15 protein-coding genes are annotated in these 17853 nt (G+C 71.5%); 8 read left to right on the top strand and 7 right to left on the bottom strand.

All coding sequences use genetic code 11. The features are described from left to right. Positions 1–19 precede the first annotated feature (19 nt). Both HJC40_RS04555 and HJC40_RS04550 read right to left on the bottom strand, forming a co-directional pair. The gene (locus HJC40_RS04555) at positions 20–1510 is read right to left on the bottom strand and encodes an aldehyde dehydrogenase (protein ID WP_249998402.1); all 1491 of its coding nucleotides are present in this window, start codon (positions 1508–1510) and stop codon (positions 20–22) included. 197 nt (positions 1511–1707) lie between these two features. Further along, entirely contained in the window at positions 1708–2712 is a 1005-nt protein-coding gene (locus HJC40_RS04550; RefSeq protein ID WP_249998399.1) for a magnesium and cobalt transport protein CorA, read from the bottom strand. A 222-nt stretch (positions 2713–2934) separates the two neighbouring features. Between HJC40_RS04550 and HJC40_RS04545 the strand changes: the two genes are divergently transcribed. Together HJC40_RS04545 and HJC40_RS04540 are read left to right on the top strand one after the other, a co-directional pair. Next, on the top strand, positions 2935–3954 hold the full coding sequence (locus HJC40_RS04545; protein WP_249998398.1) for an aldo/keto reductase: 1020 nt from the start codon (positions 2935–2937) through the stop codon (positions 3952–3954). Positions 3955–4055: 101 nt separating this feature from the next. Then, complete coding sequence (locus HJC40_RS04540; RefSeq protein ID WP_249998396.1) at positions 4056–5888, top strand: FG-GAP-like repeat-containing protein; 1833 nt, start codon at positions 4056–4058, stop codon at positions 5886–5888. 29 nt (positions 5889–5917) lie between these two features. Here the strand turns inward: HJC40_RS04540 and HJC40_RS04535 are convergent, their stop codons facing one another. Both HJC40_RS04535 and HJC40_RS04530 read right to left on the bottom strand, forming a co-directional pair. After that, positions 5918–6598, bottom strand: a complete 681-nt coding sequence (locus tag HJC40_RS04535) for a response regulator transcription factor (protein WP_249998395.1) — start codon at positions 6596–6598, stop codon at positions 5918–5920. Further along, positions 6595–8022 carry a sensor histidine kinase gene (locus HJC40_RS04530; protein WP_249998394.1) on the bottom strand — a complete coding sequence of 476 codons (1428 nt, stop codon included), beginning with the start codon at positions 8020–8022 and terminating at the stop codon, positions 6595–6597. The genes HJC40_RS04535 and HJC40_RS04530 overlap by 4 nt, the downstream gene beginning before the upstream one ends. 172 nt (positions 8023–8194) lie before the next feature. On the opposite strand from HJC40_RS04530, the gene HJC40_RS04525 reads away from it, so the two are divergent. Together HJC40_RS04525 and HJC40_RS04520 are read left to right on the top strand one after the other, a co-directional pair. After that, positions 8195–10393 carry an MMPL family transporter gene (locus tag HJC40_RS04525; RefSeq protein ID WP_249998393.1) on the top strand — a complete coding sequence of 733 codons (2199 nt, stop codon included), beginning with the start codon at positions 8195–8197 and terminating at the stop codon, positions 10391–10393. An 81-nt stretch (positions 10394–10474) separates the two neighbouring features. After that, positions 10475–12661 (top strand): S1 family peptidase, encoded by a 2187-nt coding sequence (locus tag HJC40_RS04520; protein WP_249998391.1) that lies wholly within the window; start codon positions 10475–10477, stop codon positions 12659–12661. A gap of 57 nt (positions 12662–12718) precedes the next feature. On the opposite strand, the gene HJC40_RS04515 is transcribed toward HJC40_RS04520, so the two are convergent. Beyond that, the gene (locus tag HJC40_RS04515) at positions 12719–13213 is read right to left on the bottom strand and encodes a hypothetical protein (RefSeq protein ID WP_249998389.1); all 495 of its coding nucleotides are present in this window, start codon (positions 13211–13213) and stop codon (positions 12719–12721) included. Positions 13214–13292: 79 nt separating this feature from the next. On the opposite strand from HJC40_RS04515, the gene HJC40_RS04510 reads away from it, so the two are divergent. Then, complete coding sequence (locus HJC40_RS04510; RefSeq protein ID WP_249998387.1) at positions 13293–13607, top strand: hypothetical protein; 315 nt, start codon at positions 13293–13295, stop codon at positions 13605–13607. Positions 13608–13765: 158 nt separating this feature from the next. On the opposite strand, the gene HJC40_RS04505 is transcribed toward HJC40_RS04510, so the two are convergent. Then, positions 13766–14284 (bottom strand): hypothetical protein, encoded by a 519-nt coding sequence (locus HJC40_RS04505; protein ID WP_249998386.1) that lies wholly within the window; start codon positions 14282–14284, stop codon positions 13766–13768. A 143-nt stretch (positions 14285–14427) separates the two neighbouring features. On the opposite strand from HJC40_RS04505, the gene HJC40_RS04500 reads away from it, so the two are divergent. Beyond that, complete coding sequence (locus HJC40_RS04500; protein WP_249998385.1) at positions 14428–15162, top strand: dienelactone hydrolase family protein; 735 nt, start codon at positions 14428–14430, stop codon at positions 15160–15162. 70 nt (positions 15163–15232) lie between these two features. On the opposite strand, the gene HJC40_RS04495 is transcribed toward HJC40_RS04500, so the two are convergent. After that, entirely contained in the window at positions 15233–16021 is a 789-nt protein-coding gene (locus HJC40_RS04495) for a class I SAM-dependent methyltransferase (RefSeq protein WP_249998383.1), read from the bottom strand. Positions 16022–16116: 95 nt separating this feature from the next. Here HJC40_RS04495 and HJC40_RS04490 point away from each other — a divergent pair, with 95 nt between their 5' ends. Then, positions 16117–16254, top strand: coding sequence for a hypothetical protein (locus HJC40_RS04490; RefSeq protein ID WP_249998381.1), 138 nt, complete (start codon positions 16117–16119; stop codon positions 16252–16254). Between the two features lie 298 nt (positions 16255–16552). After that, entirely contained in the window at positions 16553–17851 is a 1299-nt protein-coding gene (locus HJC40_RS04485; RefSeq protein ID WP_249998378.1) for a vanadium-dependent haloperoxidase, read from the top strand. The last annotated feature ends 2 nt before the right edge of the window (positions 17852–17853 follow it).

Here is a 17853-nt window from a genome sequence, read left to right as displayed (position 1 = left end):
GCCGCCTCGCACAGTCGCGTCAGAGGTTGACGACCACGGTCTTGGTCTCGGTGAAGGCGTCGATGACGTCGGTGCCGTGGTCGCGACCGATCCCGGACTGCTTGACGCCGCCGAACGGCAGGATGCCGGCGCTCATCTGCCCGGTCGTGTTGATGAAGACGCTGCCGGATTCGAGGCGGGCCGCGACGGTGTGGGCCCGCGAGAGGTCCCGGGTCCAGACGTAGGCCGCGAGACCGTAGACGCTGTCGTTGCTCATCCGTACGACCTCGTCGACGTCCGAGAACGGCAGGAGCACCGCCACCGGACCGAAGATCTCCTCCTGCGCGACCCGCATGTCGTTGGTGACGTTCTCGATCAGGGTCGGAGCGACGAACAGCCCGTCGTCCCCGTCGTTGGTCCCTCCGGTGGTGATGACAGCGCCGGCCTCACGGGCGATCGTGAAATAGGAGAGGACCTTGTTGTAGTGGTCGCGTGATGCCATCGGCCCCATGACGGTGTCCGGGTGAAACGGGTCGCCGGGCACGTAGGTGGCCATTTCGTCGGCCAGCAGGGCCGAGAACTCCTTGCGTACCGACTCCTCGACGAAGATGCGGGTGCCGGCGACGCAGCTCTGGCCCGATCCGGCCAGGAAGTCGGCGGCGGCGGCCCGGGCCGCGGCGGGCAGGTCCGCGTCGGCGAACACGATCGTCGGTGACTTGCCGCCCAGCTCGAGCGTGACCCGCTTGAGGTTGCCGGCCGACGCCTCCAGCAGGTGCTTGCCGACGGCCGTCGACCCGGTGAACGTCACCTTGTTGACGTCGAGGTGCTGGATGAGGGCTTCGCCGGTGATCCCGCCGGTTCCCGTGACGACGTTCACGACGCCGCGCGGCAGGCCGGTCTCGGCTAGCAGTTCGGCGAAACGCAGGGTGCTCAAGGACGTCTGCTGAGCCGGCTTGACCACGACGGTGTTCCCGGTGGCCAGGGCGGGGGCCACCTTCCAGGTCATCTGCAGGAAGGGCCCGTTCCAGGGCGTGATGGCGGCGACCACGCCCAGCGGCTGCTTGAGGACATAGTTCAACTGCCCCGGGGACGACGGCGCCGTCTGGCCGTAGATCTTGGTGGGCCAGCCCGCGTAGTGGCGGAACACCTCGACCGAGTGGTCGACCATCCACCGGGTCAGCGCGAGCGGGCCACCCATCTCCAGCGTGTCGAGCGTGGCCAGCTCGTCGGCGTGAGCCTCGATGACGTCGGCGATCTCCAGAAGCAGAGACCCCCGGCGGTACGGCGAGAGAGCGGACCACTCGTCACTTCGGAAGGCGCGGCGGGCCGCTCGCACGGCGAGGTCGACGTCGTCCGCGTCGGCGGCGGCGATCGAGGTGATCACCTGCTCGGTCATGGGGTCGAGCGTCTCGAGCGTCCGGCCCGAGGCGGCCGGACGCCAGACCCCGTCGATGAACAGCTCCTTGGGCGCGCCTTGCACGAAGGGCGGCCGGGGCCGCGTCACCGGGTCGGCAGTGCGGGGGGCATTCATGGCGTCTCCTCTGAAACAAACTAGTTGGTTTACGTAAGCACCACCGTAACCCGATCCGGCCGCCCTTGCAACCAACCAGTTTGTTTTCATGGATCCGTGTGAACAGGAGGGAAGCTCGAACACCCGGGCTGGTCCGGCTGGCCGCCCCACGCCGAAACAGGCCGACCCGCCTGGACGTGCCCCCGGACGCCTCGGGCTCAGATCCAGTTCTGTTTTCGGAACAGGACGTACAGCCCGATACCGACCAGCAGCATAAGGGCGATGGCGAACGGGTAGCCCAGGTCCCAGTCCAGCTCCGGCATGATGCGGAAGTTCATGCCGTAGATGGTGCCGATGGACGTCGGAGCGAACAGGATCGCCGCCCACGCGGAGATCTTCTTGACGACCTCGTTCTGATCGTTCGACATCTCGGTGAGAGCGTTGGACATCTCGGCCAGGCTCTTCGTCTCCAGCGTGAGATTGACACTGAGGATGTTCTGCAGCAATTGCCGGAAGGCGTCCGCCTGCTCGACGAGGTGGGCGGATCGGTCGTGCACGTCCCTCAGATGGCGCCGCTCCTCCTGATCGAACAACGACTCGTCCATGAGACGCGCGATCATGAGCGGCAGCGGCTTGGTCGCGCGATGGAGGGCGATGACCGCCCGGGAGAGCCGGTACACCCGCCGGGGAGCACCGGCGCTGCCGTTGAAGACCTCGTCCTCGATCTCATCGATGTCGGTTTCGACTCCTTCGACGACCGGCACGTAGTCGTCCATGACCTGATCCAGGACGGCACGCAGGACCGCCACCGGGCCCCGCCGCAAGCGTTCCGGCCTGGATTCGAGGGCTTGGCGCACCGCCGTCATGTCGGGCGTGACGCCGTGGCGGACAGTCACGACGAAGCCGGAGCTCAGGAAGACGTGCACCTCGCCGAACTCGACCGTCTCGGACTCGTCGACGTAGCGGGCCGTACGGAGCACGCAGAACAGGGTGGCGCCATAGCTTTCCAGCCGGGGCCGCTGGTGCAGATGAAGAGTGTGCTCGACCGCGGCCCGATGAAGGCCGAACTGGTCGGCCACCGTGGTGAACTCCTGCTCGGTCGGCCGGTCGAGCGCGACCCAGGTCCAGGCCACGCCGGCCTGGCCGGTCTCACCAGGGCCGGCCGGGTCGGCTTGCCCGGCCGTACGCCGCCCGTCCCGGTAGACCACACGATCGACGATCATCGGGACACGACCTGACTCTTCTCGACGGCGGCCGAACCTATCACGGCGCGCGGAGATGATCGCCCGGCGGCTGAGCTCACCTCGACGCTCACGGCGGCCGGACGCGCGGCCGGCGTTTGAGTTGGTCCCGGGACGGTATTGGTTCGGTGTCGACAAACCGGCGCGGCAACGGGAATCGGTGGTCCGCCGGGCCGGGTTCACGCAGATCGTTAGGTTGAAGCCATGGAATACCGCACACTCGGGCGCAGCGGATGCGCCGTCTCCTCGCTCTGTCTGGGCACGATGACCTTCGGCGACGAATCCGACGAGAAGGTGTCGCACGCTCAGCTCGACCGGTTCGTCGAGGTGGGTGGCACGTTCATCGACACTGCGGACGTGTACTCGGCCGGTGAGTCGGAGCGGATCATCGGCCGCTGGCTGGCGTCGCGGCCGGCCGACGTCACCGAGGCGGTCGTGCTCGCGACCAAGGGCCGGTTCCCGATGGCGGACGATCCGAACGGCGCGGGCCTGTCCGCACGGCACCTCACCCGCGCGCTGGACGCCTCGCTGAGCCGGCTCGGCGTCGACGCGGTGGACCTCTACCAGGCCCACGCCTGGGACGCGTTCACCCCGCTCGAGGAGACCCTGCGCACCTTCGACGGGTTCGTCCGGGCCGGCAAGATCCGCTACTACGGGTTCTCCAACTTCACCGGCTGGCAGCTCACCAAGGCGGTGGCGCTGGCCCGCTCGCTCGGCCTGACCGGGCCGGTCAGCCTGCAGCCGCAATACAACCTTCTGGTACGCGAGATCGAGTACGAGATCGTCCCGGCCTCGGTCGACGCCGGGCTCGGCCTGCTCCCGTGGAGCCCGCTCGGCGGCGGCTGGCTGACCGGGAAGTACCGGCGCGACCAGCGGCCCACCGGCGCGACCCGGCTCGGCGACAACCCGGAGCGCGGCATGGAGGCGTACGACCGGCGCAACAGCGCGCGTACGTGGGATGTGGTCGAGGCCGTGCAGCGCATCGCCGAGGCCCGCGGGGTGTCGATGGCCGAGGTGGCGCTGGCCTGGGTGACCGACCGGCCCGGCGTGACGTCGACCATCCTGGGCGCCCGCACCCTTGAGCAGCTGGAGGCCAACCTCGGGGCGGCCGGGCTGCACCTGACCGACGAGGAGACCGGCGCCCTCGACGAGGCGAGCGACCCGCGGCCGAACGACTACCCGTACGGCCCGCTCGGCATCAAGCAGCGCAGCCGCACCATCTGATCCCAGCCGGCGCCCCGGTCCCTCACGCGGAGGGACCGGGGCGCTTTGCTGTCGGTGTTAGGTTCAGCGATCGCAGTCAACTCCATTGAGGAGCGAGCACGATGAACCCGAGCATCGCAGCCGTGGCCGAGCGGCCGCACCGGACCCGGCGGCGGGTGGTGACTGCCGTGACGACGCTGATCGTCACCGCCGCCGGATGGGCGGCGCCGGCTCAAGCCGCCACCACGACCGTCGGCACGAGGGACGAGCTCCTGACCGCCCTCGCCGCCGCGCAGGCCGGTGACACCGTGTTCGTCGACGGCTCGGCGGAGATCGACCTGACCGGCTTGCGGCGCATCCCGATCCCGGCCGGGGTCACCCTGGCCGGCGACCGCGGCCACGACGGCTCGCCGGGAGCCCTGCTCTACAACACCGAGCTGGGCACCGTGAAGGAGACGTGGGCGCAGTTCACCACCACCGGCAGCGGCACCCGGGTCACCGGGCTGCGGCTGAGAGGTCCCGACCGGGAGATCCGCGAGGGCGCCTATCAATACACCAACACCGACGGGATCAAGGCGATCGACGCCTCCGATCCGCTGATCGACAACAACGAGCTCTCCGGCTGGTCCCACGCCGCCGTGTCGCTGGCCGACACCGCCGAGGGCCGGGTGCGGGGCAACCACATCCACCACAACCGGCGGACCGGTCTGGGCTACGGCGTCGTGCTCGAGGGTGACACCAGCTCGGTGATCGAGGACAACCTGTTCGAGCACAACCGCCACACGATCGCCGGGTCCGGTCTGCGGACCCAGCGGTACGACGCGAGGTTCAACGTCGTGGCGAGCAACCCGACCGGGCACAGCTTCGACATGCACGGCGAGAACGAGGCACTGGGCAACAATCAGCCGTACGCAGGGGATGTCCTCCACATCGACGACAACAGCTTCGGTGAACCGGCGCAGAAGGCTGTGGTGATCCGCGGCCGGCCCGCCACGGTGGCCACGGTGACCGGGAACTGCTTCGCCCGCGCCACCCAGGCGCTCTCGGTGGAGCAGAAGCGGACCTACGCGGACGCGCCGCTGGGCAATCTGGTCATCGCGTCGAACACCTACAGCACCACCCCGGCGGCCTGTGCCCGGGACGACCGTCGCGTCCGGTGGCAGTTGTCGGCCGGCGGCGCCTCGTCGTGGACGGCGCTCGCGCCGTACACGTTCGACGCCTCCGAGGTCGGCTTCGGCGATTTCGACGGCGACGGCAGGACCGACGTCTTCCGGGCCGGCGGGCACCGCTGGTTCTACTCCCCCGGTGGCGCCGGGCCTCTCGTGCGCGGCGCCCGGGCCGACGAGCAGTTGGCGCAGCTACGGTTCGGCGATTTCGACGGCGACGGCACCACCGACGTCTTCAAGACCGACGGCGCCCAGTGGTTCTTCGCCTCCGCGTCCACCGCCGGCTGGCGGCCGCTGGCCCGGTCCACGACACCTCTGACAGCCCTGGGCTTCGGCGACTTCGACGGTGACGGCCGGACCGATGCCTTCCGGACCGACGGCACCCGCTGGTTCTTCTCTCCCGGCGCCGCCGGCAACTGGAAGCCGCTGGCCACGTCGACGGCACCGCTGAGCTCGCTCCGCTTCGGCGACTTCGACGGCGACGGCCGGACCGACGTCTTCACCACGTCCAACGGCCAGTGGCGGTACTCCTCCGGCGGCGCGACCACCTACGTGAACCTGGCGTACGCCTCGGAGCCGCTGACCGCCCTGCGCTTCGGCGACTTCGACGGCGACGGCCGGACCGACGTCTTCTCGTCGGCCAACGGCCAGTGGCGGTACTCCTCCGGCGGGCAGGCGGCCTGGCAGCCTCTGGCCGCCTCCGGGTGTCCGCTGTCGAGCCTCCACGTGGCCGACGACTTCACCGGCGACGGCCGCGCCGACGTCTTCGGCGGCCGGTGCGGCGGCTGACCGTGCCCCGGCCCGGTGGGCGGGCCGGGTCAGTTCTCCGGCAGGGCGTCGCCCGGCCGGACCACACCGCATCGGTACGCGATGACCACGAGCTGGGCCCGGTCGCGGACGCCCAGCTTGGTCATCGCCCGGTTGACGTGGGTCTTCGCGGTCAGCGGCGACATGTGCAGCCGGACCGCGATCTCGGTGTTGCTCAAGCCGTGGGCGACCAGGATGAGAACTTCCCGTTCCCGCTCGGTGAGGTCGTCCAGCGCGGGCGCCGGCGGGGTCTCCGGCCGCAGGTGGTCGAGGAACCGGCCGACCAGCGCCCGGGTGGCCCGCGGGGACAGCAGGGCCTCGCCCCCGGCGACCACCCGGATGGCGTGCAGCAGATCCTCCGGCGGCACGCTCTTGCCGAGGAACCCGCTCGCGCCGGCCTGCAGCGCCAGGACCACGTTGTCGTCGTTCTCGAACGTCGTCAGCACGAGCACGCGGACGCCGGCGAGGTCGTCGTCCGCGCCGATCCGCCGGGTCGCCTCCAGGCCGTCCATGTGTGGCATCCGGATGTCCATCAGGATCACATCGGCCCGGGTCGTGCGGGCCAGGCTCAGCGCCTCACGGCCGTCGGCGGCCTCGGCGACCACCTCGAAGCCCGGCTCCGAGTCGATGATCAGGCGGAACCCGGCCCGGATCAGCGCCTGGTCGTCGGCGAGCAGCACCCGGATGGTCACGCCGGCCGGCCCAGGTCGGGTGCCGGGCCGGCGCCGGGCGCGTCGGTGCCGGTCGGTTCGTCGGCGCACCGGAGCAGCCGCACCACGGACTGGATCTCGGTGCGCACGCTCTCCGAGGTCTCCCGCAGGTTGGTCAGCGACGGCGTCACCAGCCCGGGACTCAGCGCCGCGCGGGCCTGCTCGCCGACCAGGGCCAGATGCCCGGTCATGATGTCGTGCAGCGCGCGGGCCGGCTCGGGCGTCCGGGGAACGAGCGCCGGCGCCGGCGCGCCGGTGGGCAGCACCGCCCGTACCCGGAAATCGCCTCCGACCGGGCCGGCGCTGAGCGTGCCGCCCGCGGCGGTGGCGCGCTCGCGCATGCCGAGCAGCCCGTACCCCGAACCGGGTGTGGGCGCGGCCGCGGGCGCCAGGTTGACCACTTCGATGTCGACCGCCTCGGGGGTGTGCCGCACGGTGAGCCGGGCCGCGCCGTCGCCGTGCTTGTACGCGTTCGTCAGCGCCTCCTGCGCGATCCGGTAGGCCGCCAGCTCGGCCACCACCGGCAGCTCACCGGCCTCGCCGACCTCCCGGAACTCCACGGCGAAGCCGGCCGCGGCCAGCCCGGCCAGCAGCTCGGGCAGCCGGCCCAGGCCGGGCGCCGGCTCGGTGTCGGCCGGCTCGTCCGCGCTGCGCAGCACGCCGACCACGGACTGGATCTCGGCCAGCACGCTCCTCGACGCCTCCCGGATGTGGGCCAGCGCGGGCGCCACCTGGTCGGGCCGGCGGTCGAGGATGTGCGTGGCCGCGCCGGCCTGCACGTTGATCACCGCGATATGATGGGCCACCACGTCGTGCAGCTCCCGGGCGATGCGCAGCCGCTCCTCGGTGACCCGGCGGCGGGCCTCCTCCTCGCGGCTCTGCTCGGCGCGGCGGGCCCGTTCCTCCACTTCCCGGACGTAGGCCCGGTGCGACCGGGCCGCGTCCCCCACGGCCGCGGCCAGGAAGACCCACGCGAACACCCCGAGCACGTCGGCCCGCAGCCAGGCGTCGCGGTTGAGGACCACCACGGTCAGATAGACGACCGACGACGCGGCCAGGGCGCAGGTCCAGCCGTGGCGCCGGTCGGTGTGCGCGGCGATCGAGTAGGTGATGACGCCCAGCGCCACGATCAGGCCGGGGTTACGGACCTCCTGCACCACGGCGGCGGCGGTGGCCGCGGTGGCGATCGCGAGCGCGACCATCGGCCGGCGGCGGCGGCCCAGAACGGCCACGAACGCCACCAGCGCGATCAGCACGTCCCAGCCGGTCGGCCGGTGGGTCGACTCGGGCAGCGCCGCCTTGAACACCGCGGCCGCCAGCACCAGGGCAAGCAGGAAGTCCAGGAGCAGGGGACGCTCGGCGACCACCCGCCAGCGCCCGATCAGGTGCCCCTCCGTCGTGTCCATCACCGCCGACCCTACGCGCGGCGCGGGCCGATGGCGTCCTCTGGTTGTGGTAGCGGCCGCGGCGCCGGATACCGCGATTGTCGTACGCGGCCGCCTCTGCCTGGACGACGACTTCCGGCCCGGGTTTCGCGACGGTGGAGCAGTCCTTCACACCGGCTGCTCGGGAGACCTGATGGCAACCTTTCTGTACCGGCTGGGCCGGCTCAGCTTCCACCGGCGCAAGCTGGTCCTCGCGATCTGGCTCGCCGTCCTGGGGATGCTCGGCGTGGGCGCCGCCACCCTGTCCGGGCCGACCTCCGACGATTTCACCATTCCCGGTACCGAGGCGCAACAGGCCCAGGACCTGCTGGGCGCGCGCTTCGGCGAGTCGGGCGCGGGCGGCGCCGAGGCCCGGGTCGTGTTCGCCGCCCCGCCCGGCGAGAAGCTCACCGACCCGCAGAACCGGGCCGTGGTCGGCCGTACCGTCGCCGCTCTGCGCAGCGGGCCGCAGGTGGCCGAGGTGAGCGATCCGCTGCAGGGCACGGTCAACCCGGAGAGCACGATCGCGTACGCCCGGGTCGCCTTCCGGGTGCCGGCCGCCGAGGTGACCGACGTCGACCGGGAAGCGCTGCTGGCCGCCGCGGAGACCGGCCGGGACGCCGGGCTCACCGTGGAGGCGGGCGGCGACGCGCTGCAGAGCGAGCCCGAGCAGGGTCTCAGCGAGGTGATCGGCTTCGGCGTGGCCGCGGTCGTGCTGACCATCACCTTCGGCTCGCTCGTCGCCGCCGGGCTGCCGCTGCTCACCGCGTTCCTGGCGGTGGCGGCCACGATGGCCGGCATCCAGCTGGCGTCCGGCTTCTTCGACCTCAGCAGCAGCACGTCGACCCTGGCCCTGATGCTCGGCATCGCGGTCAGCATCGACTACGCGCTGTTCATCGTCTCCCGGTATCGGCACGAACTGGCCCTGGGCCGGACCGGCGCGGAGGCGGCCGGGCGCGCGGTCGGGACGGCCGGGTCCGCGGTCACGTTCGCCGGGCTCACCGTGCTGGTGGCGCTGACCGCGCTGGCGGTGGTCAACATCCCGGTGCTGACCGAGATGGGCCTGGCGGCGGCGGGCGCGGTCGCGGTGGCCGTGCTCATCGCGCTCACCCTGCTGCCCGCGCTGGTCGGCTTCGCGGGCCGGCGGATCACCGGTCGCGGCGGGCACACCCGGGACCCGGAGGCCGACGGTGACCGGCCGGCCCTGAGCCTGCGGTGGGTCCGGGCGATCACCCGGCGGCCGGTGCTGACCATGCTCACCGCGGTCGCCGCGCTCGGGCTCATCGCCGTACCGGCCCTGGATCTCAGGCTCGGCCTGCCGGGCGACAACATGGCCGCGCCGGACACCACCCAGCGCCAGGCCTACGACCTGGTGACGGCCGGGTTCGGCGCCGGCTACAACGGGCCGCTGCTGGTCGTCGTGGACGCCGCCGGCAGCTCGGACCCGAAGGCGGCGGCCACCGCGGCGGCCGACACGATCACGGCCCTGCCCGGCGTGGTGTCGGTCAGCCCGCCGACGTTCAACCCGGCCGGCGACACCGCGATGCTGCAGGTCGTCCCGGCCGGCGCGCCGGACAGCACCGAGACCACCGATCTCGTGCACGCGATCCGGGACGCCGACGCGGGCCTGCGGACGAGCACCGGCGCGGATCTGTCGGTCACGGGCACGACAGCGGTCACCATCGACATCGCCGCCAAGATGGGCGACGCGCTGCTGCCGTACCTGGGGGTCATCGTCCTCCTGGCCTTCCTGCTGCTCACCGTGCTGTTCCGGTCGGTCCTGGTGCCGCTCAAGGCGATCCTCGGGTTCCTGCTGTCGGTGGTGGCCACGTTCGGCGCGGTGGTGGCGGTCTTCCAGTGGGGCTGGCTGGCTGACGTGTTCGGCGTCGACCAGACGGGCCCGATCGTCAGCCTGCTGCCGGTCATCCTCATCGGCATCGTGTTCGGCCTGGCCATGGACTACGAGGTGTTCCTGGTCAGCCGGATGCGCGAGGAGTTCGTGCACGGCGCGCCGCCGATCCGGGCGGTGATCGTCGGCTACGCGCACAGCGCCCGGGTGGTCACCGCCGCCGCGATCATCATGATCAGCGTGTTCGCCGGGTTCGTCCTGACCCCGGACCCGCTGATCAAGTCGATCGGGTTCGCCCTGGCCGCGGCCATCCTGCTCGACGCGTTCCTGGTCCGGATGACGATCGTGCCGGCGGTGATGGCGCTGCTCGGCCGGCGCGCGTGGGCCCTCCCCCGGTGGCTGGACCGGATGCTGCCGAACGTCGACGTGGAGGGCGAACGGCTGCGCGACGCCGTACCGGACGAACCACCGGCCGTCCCCGAACCGGTCGGCGCCGGTCGCTGAGCGGGGGCCGGCGACCCCCTACAGACATCCGCCGCTGCCTATACTCCGGCGGTAGTCACATCGATCACGGGGGATCGTCGGATGAGAATTGTGCGTGCGTTGGCGCTGGGCACGACGGTCGTCGTCGTGTCCGCGCTGGCCGCCGGCTCGGCTCAGGCTGTCGGCGGCGAAGGGGTGCCGGACGGCACCTACCCTTTCGCGGCGAAGGTGGCGGTCGGCGCCCAGCCGGACGCCCAGGCGTGCAGCGGCGCCCTGGTCGCTCCACAGTGGGTGATCACCGCCCGGAGCTGCTTCGGCCCGGCGCCGGTCCAGCTCGGCGCGCCCGCCCGCGACACCACGGTCACCGTGGGCCGCACCGACCTGGCCGGCTCGGGCGGCCACGTGGCGCCGGTCGTCTGGCTGGTGCCGCACCCCGACCGTGACGTCGTGCTGGCCCGGCTGGCCACCCCGGCGACCGGTGTGACGCCGGTCCGCGCGGCCACGACCGCGCCTGTCGCCGGCGAGACACTGCAGGCCGCGGGCTACGGCCGGACCCGTACCCAGTGGGTGCCCAACCGTTTGCACGCGGCCGACTTCATCGTCGGCGACATCACGGCCGGCACCGTGGGGGTCAGTCCGGCCGCGGACGGCGTGCTCTGCAAGGGCGACGCCGGCGGGCCGGCGCTGCGTCAGACGTCCACCGGCCCGGAGCTCGTGGGCCTGCACCTCTCCTCCGCGTCCGGTGGCTGCCTCGGCGAGACGGGCACCGACGCGACCGCGGTGGAGACCCGGGTCGACGGGCTGGCCGACTGGATCCGGCAGACCACCGTCGCGGACGTGCAGATCTACGGCGCGTTGCCGGACGGCCGGCTGACCTTCTCGGTCATCGACGCGGCGAGCGGTGACCGGCTGACCACGGTCACCTCCACCGCCGCGCTGGGCTTCACACCGCGGGCGATCGCCGCGCTCAACCAGAACACGCTCCTGGTCACGTCCGACCAGAGCGCGCTCTACCGGGTCGACATCACCGGCAACAACCCGGCGCTGACCTTCGCCGCGCCGGTGCAGGTGGCCGCGAGCGGCTGGTCGCACCGGTTGCTCAGCTTCGACGGCGACGGCACCCTGTTCGGCCTCGCCGGTGAATTGATGCGCCGGTACACCATCACGTCGGCCAAGCCGGGCGCAGCCCAGATCATCAACAACAGCGTGGTCATCGAAAAGGGGCTGGGGGCGGTCCAGAACCTGACCGCCACGGGCCCCGACTTCGTGATCGGCTCGACGAACGCGGGCGCCCTGCGGGCCTACCGCATCCCGCGGCTGGACGCGTGGTCGTCGGAGACGCTGACCACGAGTTCCGTGTGGGCCGGGATCAACACCGTGGTCTCGCCCGGCCGCGGGCTCTACTACGGGCGGACAGCCACCGGTGGCCTGCTGCGGTTCTCCGACCCGACGCCGAACGACCTGAACGGCGCCGGCCTGGTGTCCTACCCGAACGACCCGGTCGACACCGCCGGCTGGAACACCGCGATCCTCGCCGCCGTGCCCTTCACCGCGAACCCGCAGAGCCCGGTGGACACGTCGATCTTCGGTCTCACCGGCGACCGGCGGCTGACCTACACCGCGATCGACTCGGTGACCGGCGACCGTAACGGGCCGACCGTCGTCTCCGCGCAGACGTTGCCGTTCACCCCGCGCACCCTGGCGGTGCTGAACTACAACACCCTGCTGGTCAACGACACCTCCGGCATCCTGTACCGGGTGGACATCGTCGCCACCAAGCCGGCGCTCCTGTTCGGCACGCCGGTGAACCTCGACAGCGGCTGGTCCCACCGCCTGCTGACCTTCGACGGCAACGACACCCTGTACGGCATCGCCGGCGCCACCATGCGGCGCTACCGGATCACCAAGACCAAGCCGGCCGTCCGGACCGACATCGCCGACAACGTCGTGGTCGGTGACGGATTCACCCAGAACACCATGGCCGCGCCCCTGCTGGGACACGTGCTGGGCACCACCACCGACGGCCGGCTGCTCAGCTACCCGATCAGCCGTGAGGGCCAGTGGTCCACCCCCCACACGCTGGCCGGCTCCGGCTGGAACTACGCATCGCTGGTCTCGCCCGGCAACGGCGACTACTTCGTCAAGACGAGCACGGGCGCGCTCCTGCGGTTCAAGGACACCGACCCGGCGAACAAGTCGGGCACCGACATCACAGCGTTCCCGAACGACCCGGTGGACAGCGCCGGCTGGACCCAGATCGCCCTGTCGGCCCAGCCCTACATCTCCTGATCACGACCGCGGGGCGTCTCCGGGCGCCCCGCGGTTTCTTTCACACGCGAGTTGTCATCACGCGAAGTTCCAGTCGGCCGGCAGCTCGCTGTCACACAGCGCACAGAGGAAGTCTCCGTCACGCACGACATTGCGCTCCCCGCACGAGGGACAGCGGCGGAAGACCACTTTCTCGGTGAAGTCCCCCGGGTGCGCGATCCCGAGACGGTCGAGCGACCGGCCGACCGCCGGCCAGCAATCGGGGTCGGGGCAGTAGCCGGTCGACTGGTTCGTCACCCCGGCCACCCGCCAGCCGGACCCGTCGCGCGCGAACGTCATCTCCCCGGCGGCGAGCACCTGCCGTCCGCCCGCGACAGCGACGTGCTCAGTACGCCGAGGCGCCAGCCTGAGCCGACCCTCTACCGTGACGACAAAGGTGAACGGCTCGGTGTCACGGCGACCGGTGAGCCGGCTCGCGAGGTCGCCGGGCTCGGCGGTGAAAGCCTGAACCGCGACGGCCTGGTCGCGGATCTGCGCTGGACCCACGTACCGGTAACGCTGAGCACCGACCACCACGTCACGATATCGACAGCTGCGCAGTTCATCGACACCTTTTCGCCGCCCGCCACAGCGGCCGGATTAGGCTCGGCGCATGTCGATCGACAGGTATCGCCTGCTGACCAACCTGCTCGACGCGTTCGACCGGTTCCACGACGGGATGATCGAGGTGACCGACGTGGCGGCTCTGCTGTTCGCGACCAGCCGTGCGCTCGCCACCTGGCCGTACGTCGACGAACTGGTGGCCGTCGAGAAGCAGGTACGACACCTCGCGGAGTCCGGCGGACCGGCCGACCACAGCAGCCAGGTGTCAGACCTGTTGCAGCCACTACGGGAGCGCATCGCCGGTGAGCTGGCAGCCCTTGACCGCAAACCACGCCATGATTCCGACGCTGCGCGGGAGCAGTGAGAAGCACCCTCGACGCGCTCATGAAGGGGACTCAGGAAGCGGCGGTTTCCACGGCTCGGTGATGGCGAAGCTGCGATCGAGCGCGGTCACCAGGGCACCGGTTCGTTGACCGAGGCCCCTGGACTGCCCCCAACGCGCGACCGCGTCCAGGAAACCGGTCAGCTGTCGTTGAACGCCGAGAAGGTGGCTCGGCAACGCGGCGAGCGGGAGGCCGACGTCGTGTTCGGCACAACCTCCACACCGGTGCCGGGATCGGTCACCAGGAGGCCGCCGTTGACGATGAGCACCTCCTCGGCGGCCAGGGCATCCATCACCTGCTCCGGACCGGCCGACGCCGGAGTCTCGATCCGCGACGCCAGCACGGCCACGAACAAGCCGACCTGCTCGCTCGTGCAGCCGGCGTTCAAGATCAGCCAGGACCACGCGTCCGCCGGGGCCACCGGCCACGGCACGGGCGAGTCGTCCAGCGGCTCGACTTCGACCACCGCCTGAAAACTGATCACAACAGCATTGAACAACAGACACGAGAGCCGGCACGGTCCGTCGACCAGCCGGCATGCTGCATCCGGCGCGCCGAGGGGCAGTGTCAGGAAGGCCCGGTTCGGCGGCTGGCTCGGGCTCCGCTGATCGGCTAGGTTCGGTAGCCATGACCACCGGGATGGCGTCGCGCCGCGCACGGATCGGTGACCCGGTGCCTTCCTGAGCGCCGTACGGGCCGGTGCCGGTCCGCCTCCCCCTGAAGCATCCCGCGTTTGCGCGCGGGCGCCTCCTCCGTCGTGTGTTGACCAAGGTCGAGACCTCAACGACGACAGGAGAAGTCATGCTCACCGAGACTGTCTACATACCCACCGCGGACGGCCGGGCCGACGCGTTCGCCGCTTTCCCGGACACCGACGGGCAACGCCCGGCCGTGCTGATGTACCCGGACGGCTTCGGCATCCGGCCCGCTCTGCGGCAGATGGCCTGCGACCTGGCCGGGCACGGGTACTACGTGCTCGTTCCCAACATGTTCTACCGGCACGGCCCGGCACCGGTGGTCGAGCTTCCCGAGCACATCGGAGACGAGGCCCGGGCCGCGATCCTCAACGACCTCCTGCCCATGATCACCGCACACACCGCCGATCGCGCCCGGAGCGACGCGGGCGCTTACCTCGGGTTCCTCGCCGGCCGACCCGAAGTCTGTCCCGGACCCGTCGCGGTGACCGGCTACTGCATCGGTGGTCTCCAGGCGGTACGCACCGCCGCGGCCCAACCCGGGCGGGTGGCTGCTGTCGCCGCTTTCCACGCCCCGGTGGGCGCCGACGGCCCGGACATCCTTTCCCGGATCACTGCTGAGATGCACTTCGGTCACGCCCAGAGCGACCTCACCCCGGCGGCCCTCGGGAAGCTCAACGACACCCTGAGCGCCGCCGGAGCCGGCTACACGTCCGAGATCTATCCCGGCACCGTGCACGGCTTCACCATGTCCGACACCGACGCCTTCGACCCGGCCGCGCTGCAGCGCCACTGGGATCGCCTGCTGCCCCTGCTCGGCCGCACCCTGGCCAACGCCTGACCGTCCGCGTCGACGTGGGGCCGGCCGCCGGGGCGTCGGGCTGACTGTCGAAACAGCGACGCGGCTCTGATCAGGGTGCCGTGGCATAGGCGACGATGCGCTGCAGCGTCTCGAAGCTGTCCAACGCGCGCCTGCCCTCCTCCCGCAGAGAGGCCAGAGCCGGGTCGCGGCCGTCATCGACGGTCGCTACGGCTTCCTCGTAGGCGCCTCGCTCGGCGGCTCGCCACCGCAGCCTCTGCTCCACGACGACGTGGTGAAAACCGGCGCTCTCGAGCTCCCGGCGCAGGTCTAGGTTTCGCAACCGGCTGACGACCCGCGGGTCTCCCGGTGAGGTGGGCTGCCAGGTGGTCAGGGCCAATCGTCCCCCACCGGCGAGGACGCGGCGGAACTCGCTGAGGGCAGCGGCCGGGGGATCGGCGAACTGCACCGAATCCGTGCACATGATCGCGTCGGCTACCCCCGTCGGCAGGTCGAGGTCGGTCAGAACGCCGACCCTGAACTCGGCCCGGCCGGGCCCGAGACGCCGCGCGGCGATCCGCCGGGCGTCCCGGAGCGCGACCGCCGAGAAGTCGACACCGATCAGCCTGGTGCCGCTGCGTTTCGCGATCTCGATGCCGTAGCCACCCCGGCCGCAGGCGACATCGACGAGCAACCCATCCGTGGGCATCCGCAGCGCCTGCGCGATCTCGTCCAGGGCCTCCCAGGGCACGACACCGGCCGACCCGAGATCCGCGGGCAAGTCGAGGTGGCGCCTGAGGATCGCGTCCTTCGCCGGCGAGGCCTCCATCTCCGCGTACCAACGGTCGAAGTACGCGCTGTCGCGTGCCGGCTGTCGTGGTCCTGACTGTTCTGCTCGCACCGCCACATGCTCGCGCAGAAAGGACGGCACCGACAGGGCTGCGGCAGGGCAGCGGCAACCCAGCGGGCATCCGGTCGGGCGAGGCATCGGGCACGATGGGCCCATGGCGGTGCTCCTCGGCGGTCCAGGGCCTCCGGGCGCGGTGGTGCGCGAGCGGGATGGACGACGCCCAGGCCGCCGACACGGTGCTGGACGAGGAACCGACCATCGACCGCTATCTGCTGCAGCTGTGACCGGCCGGTCCCGCGCCGGACGTCGTCGTCCGGCAGACCAGTGACGTCGCCGCCCAATGGCACAGCGAAGCGGCGGAGACTCCGCGTCGGCCACCGGACGAGGACGACGAGGACCCGGCGTTCTCGGCGCCGGACTATGCCTTTCTCAGCCCGGAGGAGTACGAGACGCTCGCCGGAGACCTCGACCGGGGCGCCCTATCGGACTGATCACCGGTCTGCCAGCTTTCTGTCCGGAACCGGCAATCCCCGGCCGAGAGGTTGTCCAGTGATCGGTGGTGCTCGATGCTATGAGTCCACTGTGAACATCTGGATCAAGCCCACGGGGGACTTCATGGCGCATCGTGTCCGTTTTCGGAGCCTGCTCGGCGCGGCGGTCGTCACCGCGCTCGGCCTGACCATTCTGGCGCCGCCCGCGGCGTCGGCGCGGCCGGCGTCGCCCAACGCCGTCCTCGCCTGGAACGTCCACGCCCAGACGGCCATCTTCGAGGTGGCCCGGCAGTCGCCCACGGCCGGCGCCCGCAGCTTCGCGATGGTGCAGGGCGCCGTGTACGACGCGGCCAACGCGATCGCCGGTGTCCCGTACGAGCCGTACCTCGTCGCTCCCCCGGCCCGCCGCGGTGACTCGACTCCGGCGGCGGTGGCCGCGGCGGCCTACCGCGTGCTGCTGTCGCTCTTCCCAGCTCAGGCCGAGGCGTTGCGGGTCCGGTACGACGAGACGCTCGCCGGGGTTCCCGACGGCGCCGCCGAGCAGCGCGGTGTCGGCGTGGGCGAGGTCACGGCCGCGGCGATGATCGCCGAGCGGCAGAACGACGGCGCGTTCGCGGCCGCGACCTGGCCGGTGGGCACCGCTCCGGGCCAGTATCGCCTGACCCCGCCCGGTTTCGTGCAGGCCGGCGCCTGGTTCGCCGCCCTGAAGCCGTTCGCGATCGACCCGGCCGACCACCGCGTGTCCGGGCCGCCCGCCCTGACCAGCGCCGCCTACGCGCGCCAGCTGAACGAGGTCAAGGCGATCGGCTCGGCCACCAGCACGCTGCGCACCCAGGACCAGACCGAGGCGGCGACCTGGTGGGACGACTACCGCCAGGTGGAGTGGTCGATCAAGCGAGACCTGGCGGCCGACCACCGGCTGAGCTCGCTCGAGACGGCGCGCCTGCTGGCGATGGCCGACGTGGCCACGGCCGACGCGATGATCTCGTGCTACGCGCAGAAGCGGCAGTGGAGCTTCTGGCGGCCGGTGGACGCGATCCCGCTGGCCGGCACCGACGGCAACCCGGCGACCGTGGCCGACCCGGCCTGGGCTCCGCTGCGGGTCACCGCGCCGTCGCCCGAGTGGCCGTCCGGGCACGCCTGCTACACGTCGGCGATCATGACGGCGCTGCGGAAGTTCTTCGGCCGCGACAACCTGTCGTTCAGCGCCTACAGCGCCGACTCGGGCACCACCCGGCACTTCGACAGTCTCTCCTCGGCCCGCAACGAGCTGATGGAGGCCCGCATCTGGGCCGGTGTCCACTACCGCGGGGCCGTCGTCCAGGGTGACCGGCTCGGCGCCGCGGTGACCCGGGACGTCCTCGCCCACGAGTTCGGCCGCCGCCGCTGAGG

The organism is Actinoplanes sp. M2I2, from assembly GCF_023544445.1.
Classification (GTDB): Bacteria; Actinomycetota; Actinomycetes; order Mycobacteriales; family Micromonosporaceae; genus Actinoplanes.
The sequence above is the reverse complement of the archived record's forward strand: the minus strand, read 5'-3'. Positions and strand labels throughout refer to the sequence as shown.

Bases quoted from the DNA above. Each gene is read 5' to 3' on its own strand.
- HJC40_RS04555 (WP_249998402.1), bottom strand. From the start codon at position 1,510: ATGAATGCCCCCCGCACTGCCGACCCGGTGACGCGGCCCCGGCCGCCC.
- HJC40_RS04550 (WP_249998399.1), bottom strand. From the start codon at position 2,712: ATGATCGTCGATCGTGTGGTCTACCGGGACGGGCGGCGTACGGCCGGG.
- HJC40_RS04545 (WP_249998398.1), top strand. From the start codon at position 2,935: ATGGAATACCGCACACTCGGGCGCAGCGGATGCGCCGTCTCCTCGCTC.
- HJC40_RS04540 (WP_249998396.1), top strand. From the start codon at position 4,056: ATGAACCCGAGCATCGCAGCCGTGGCCGAGCGGCCGCACCGGACCCGG.
- HJC40_RS04530 (WP_249998394.1), bottom strand. From the start codon at position 8,022: ATGGACACGACGGAGGGGCACCTGATCGGGCGCTGGCGGGTGGTCGCC.
- HJC40_RS04525 (WP_249998393.1), top strand. From the start codon at position 8,195: ATGGCAACCTTTCTGTACCGGCTGGGCCGGCTCAGCTTCCACCGGCGC.
- HJC40_RS04520 (WP_249998391.1), top strand. From the start codon at position 10,475: ATGAGAATTGTGCGTGCGTTGGCGCTGGGCACGACGGTCGTCGTCGTG.
- HJC40_RS04510 (WP_249998387.1), top strand. From the start codon at position 13,293: ATGTCGATCGACAGGTATCGCCTGCTGACCAACCTGCTCGACGCGTTC.
- HJC40_RS04500 (WP_249998385.1), top strand. From the start codon at position 14,428: ATGCTCACCGAGACTGTCTACATACCCACCGCGGACGGCCGGGCCGAC.
- HJC40_RS04490 (WP_249998381.1), top strand. From the start codon at position 16,117: ATGGGCCCATGGCGGTGCTCCTCGGCGGTCCAGGGCCTCCGGGCGCGG.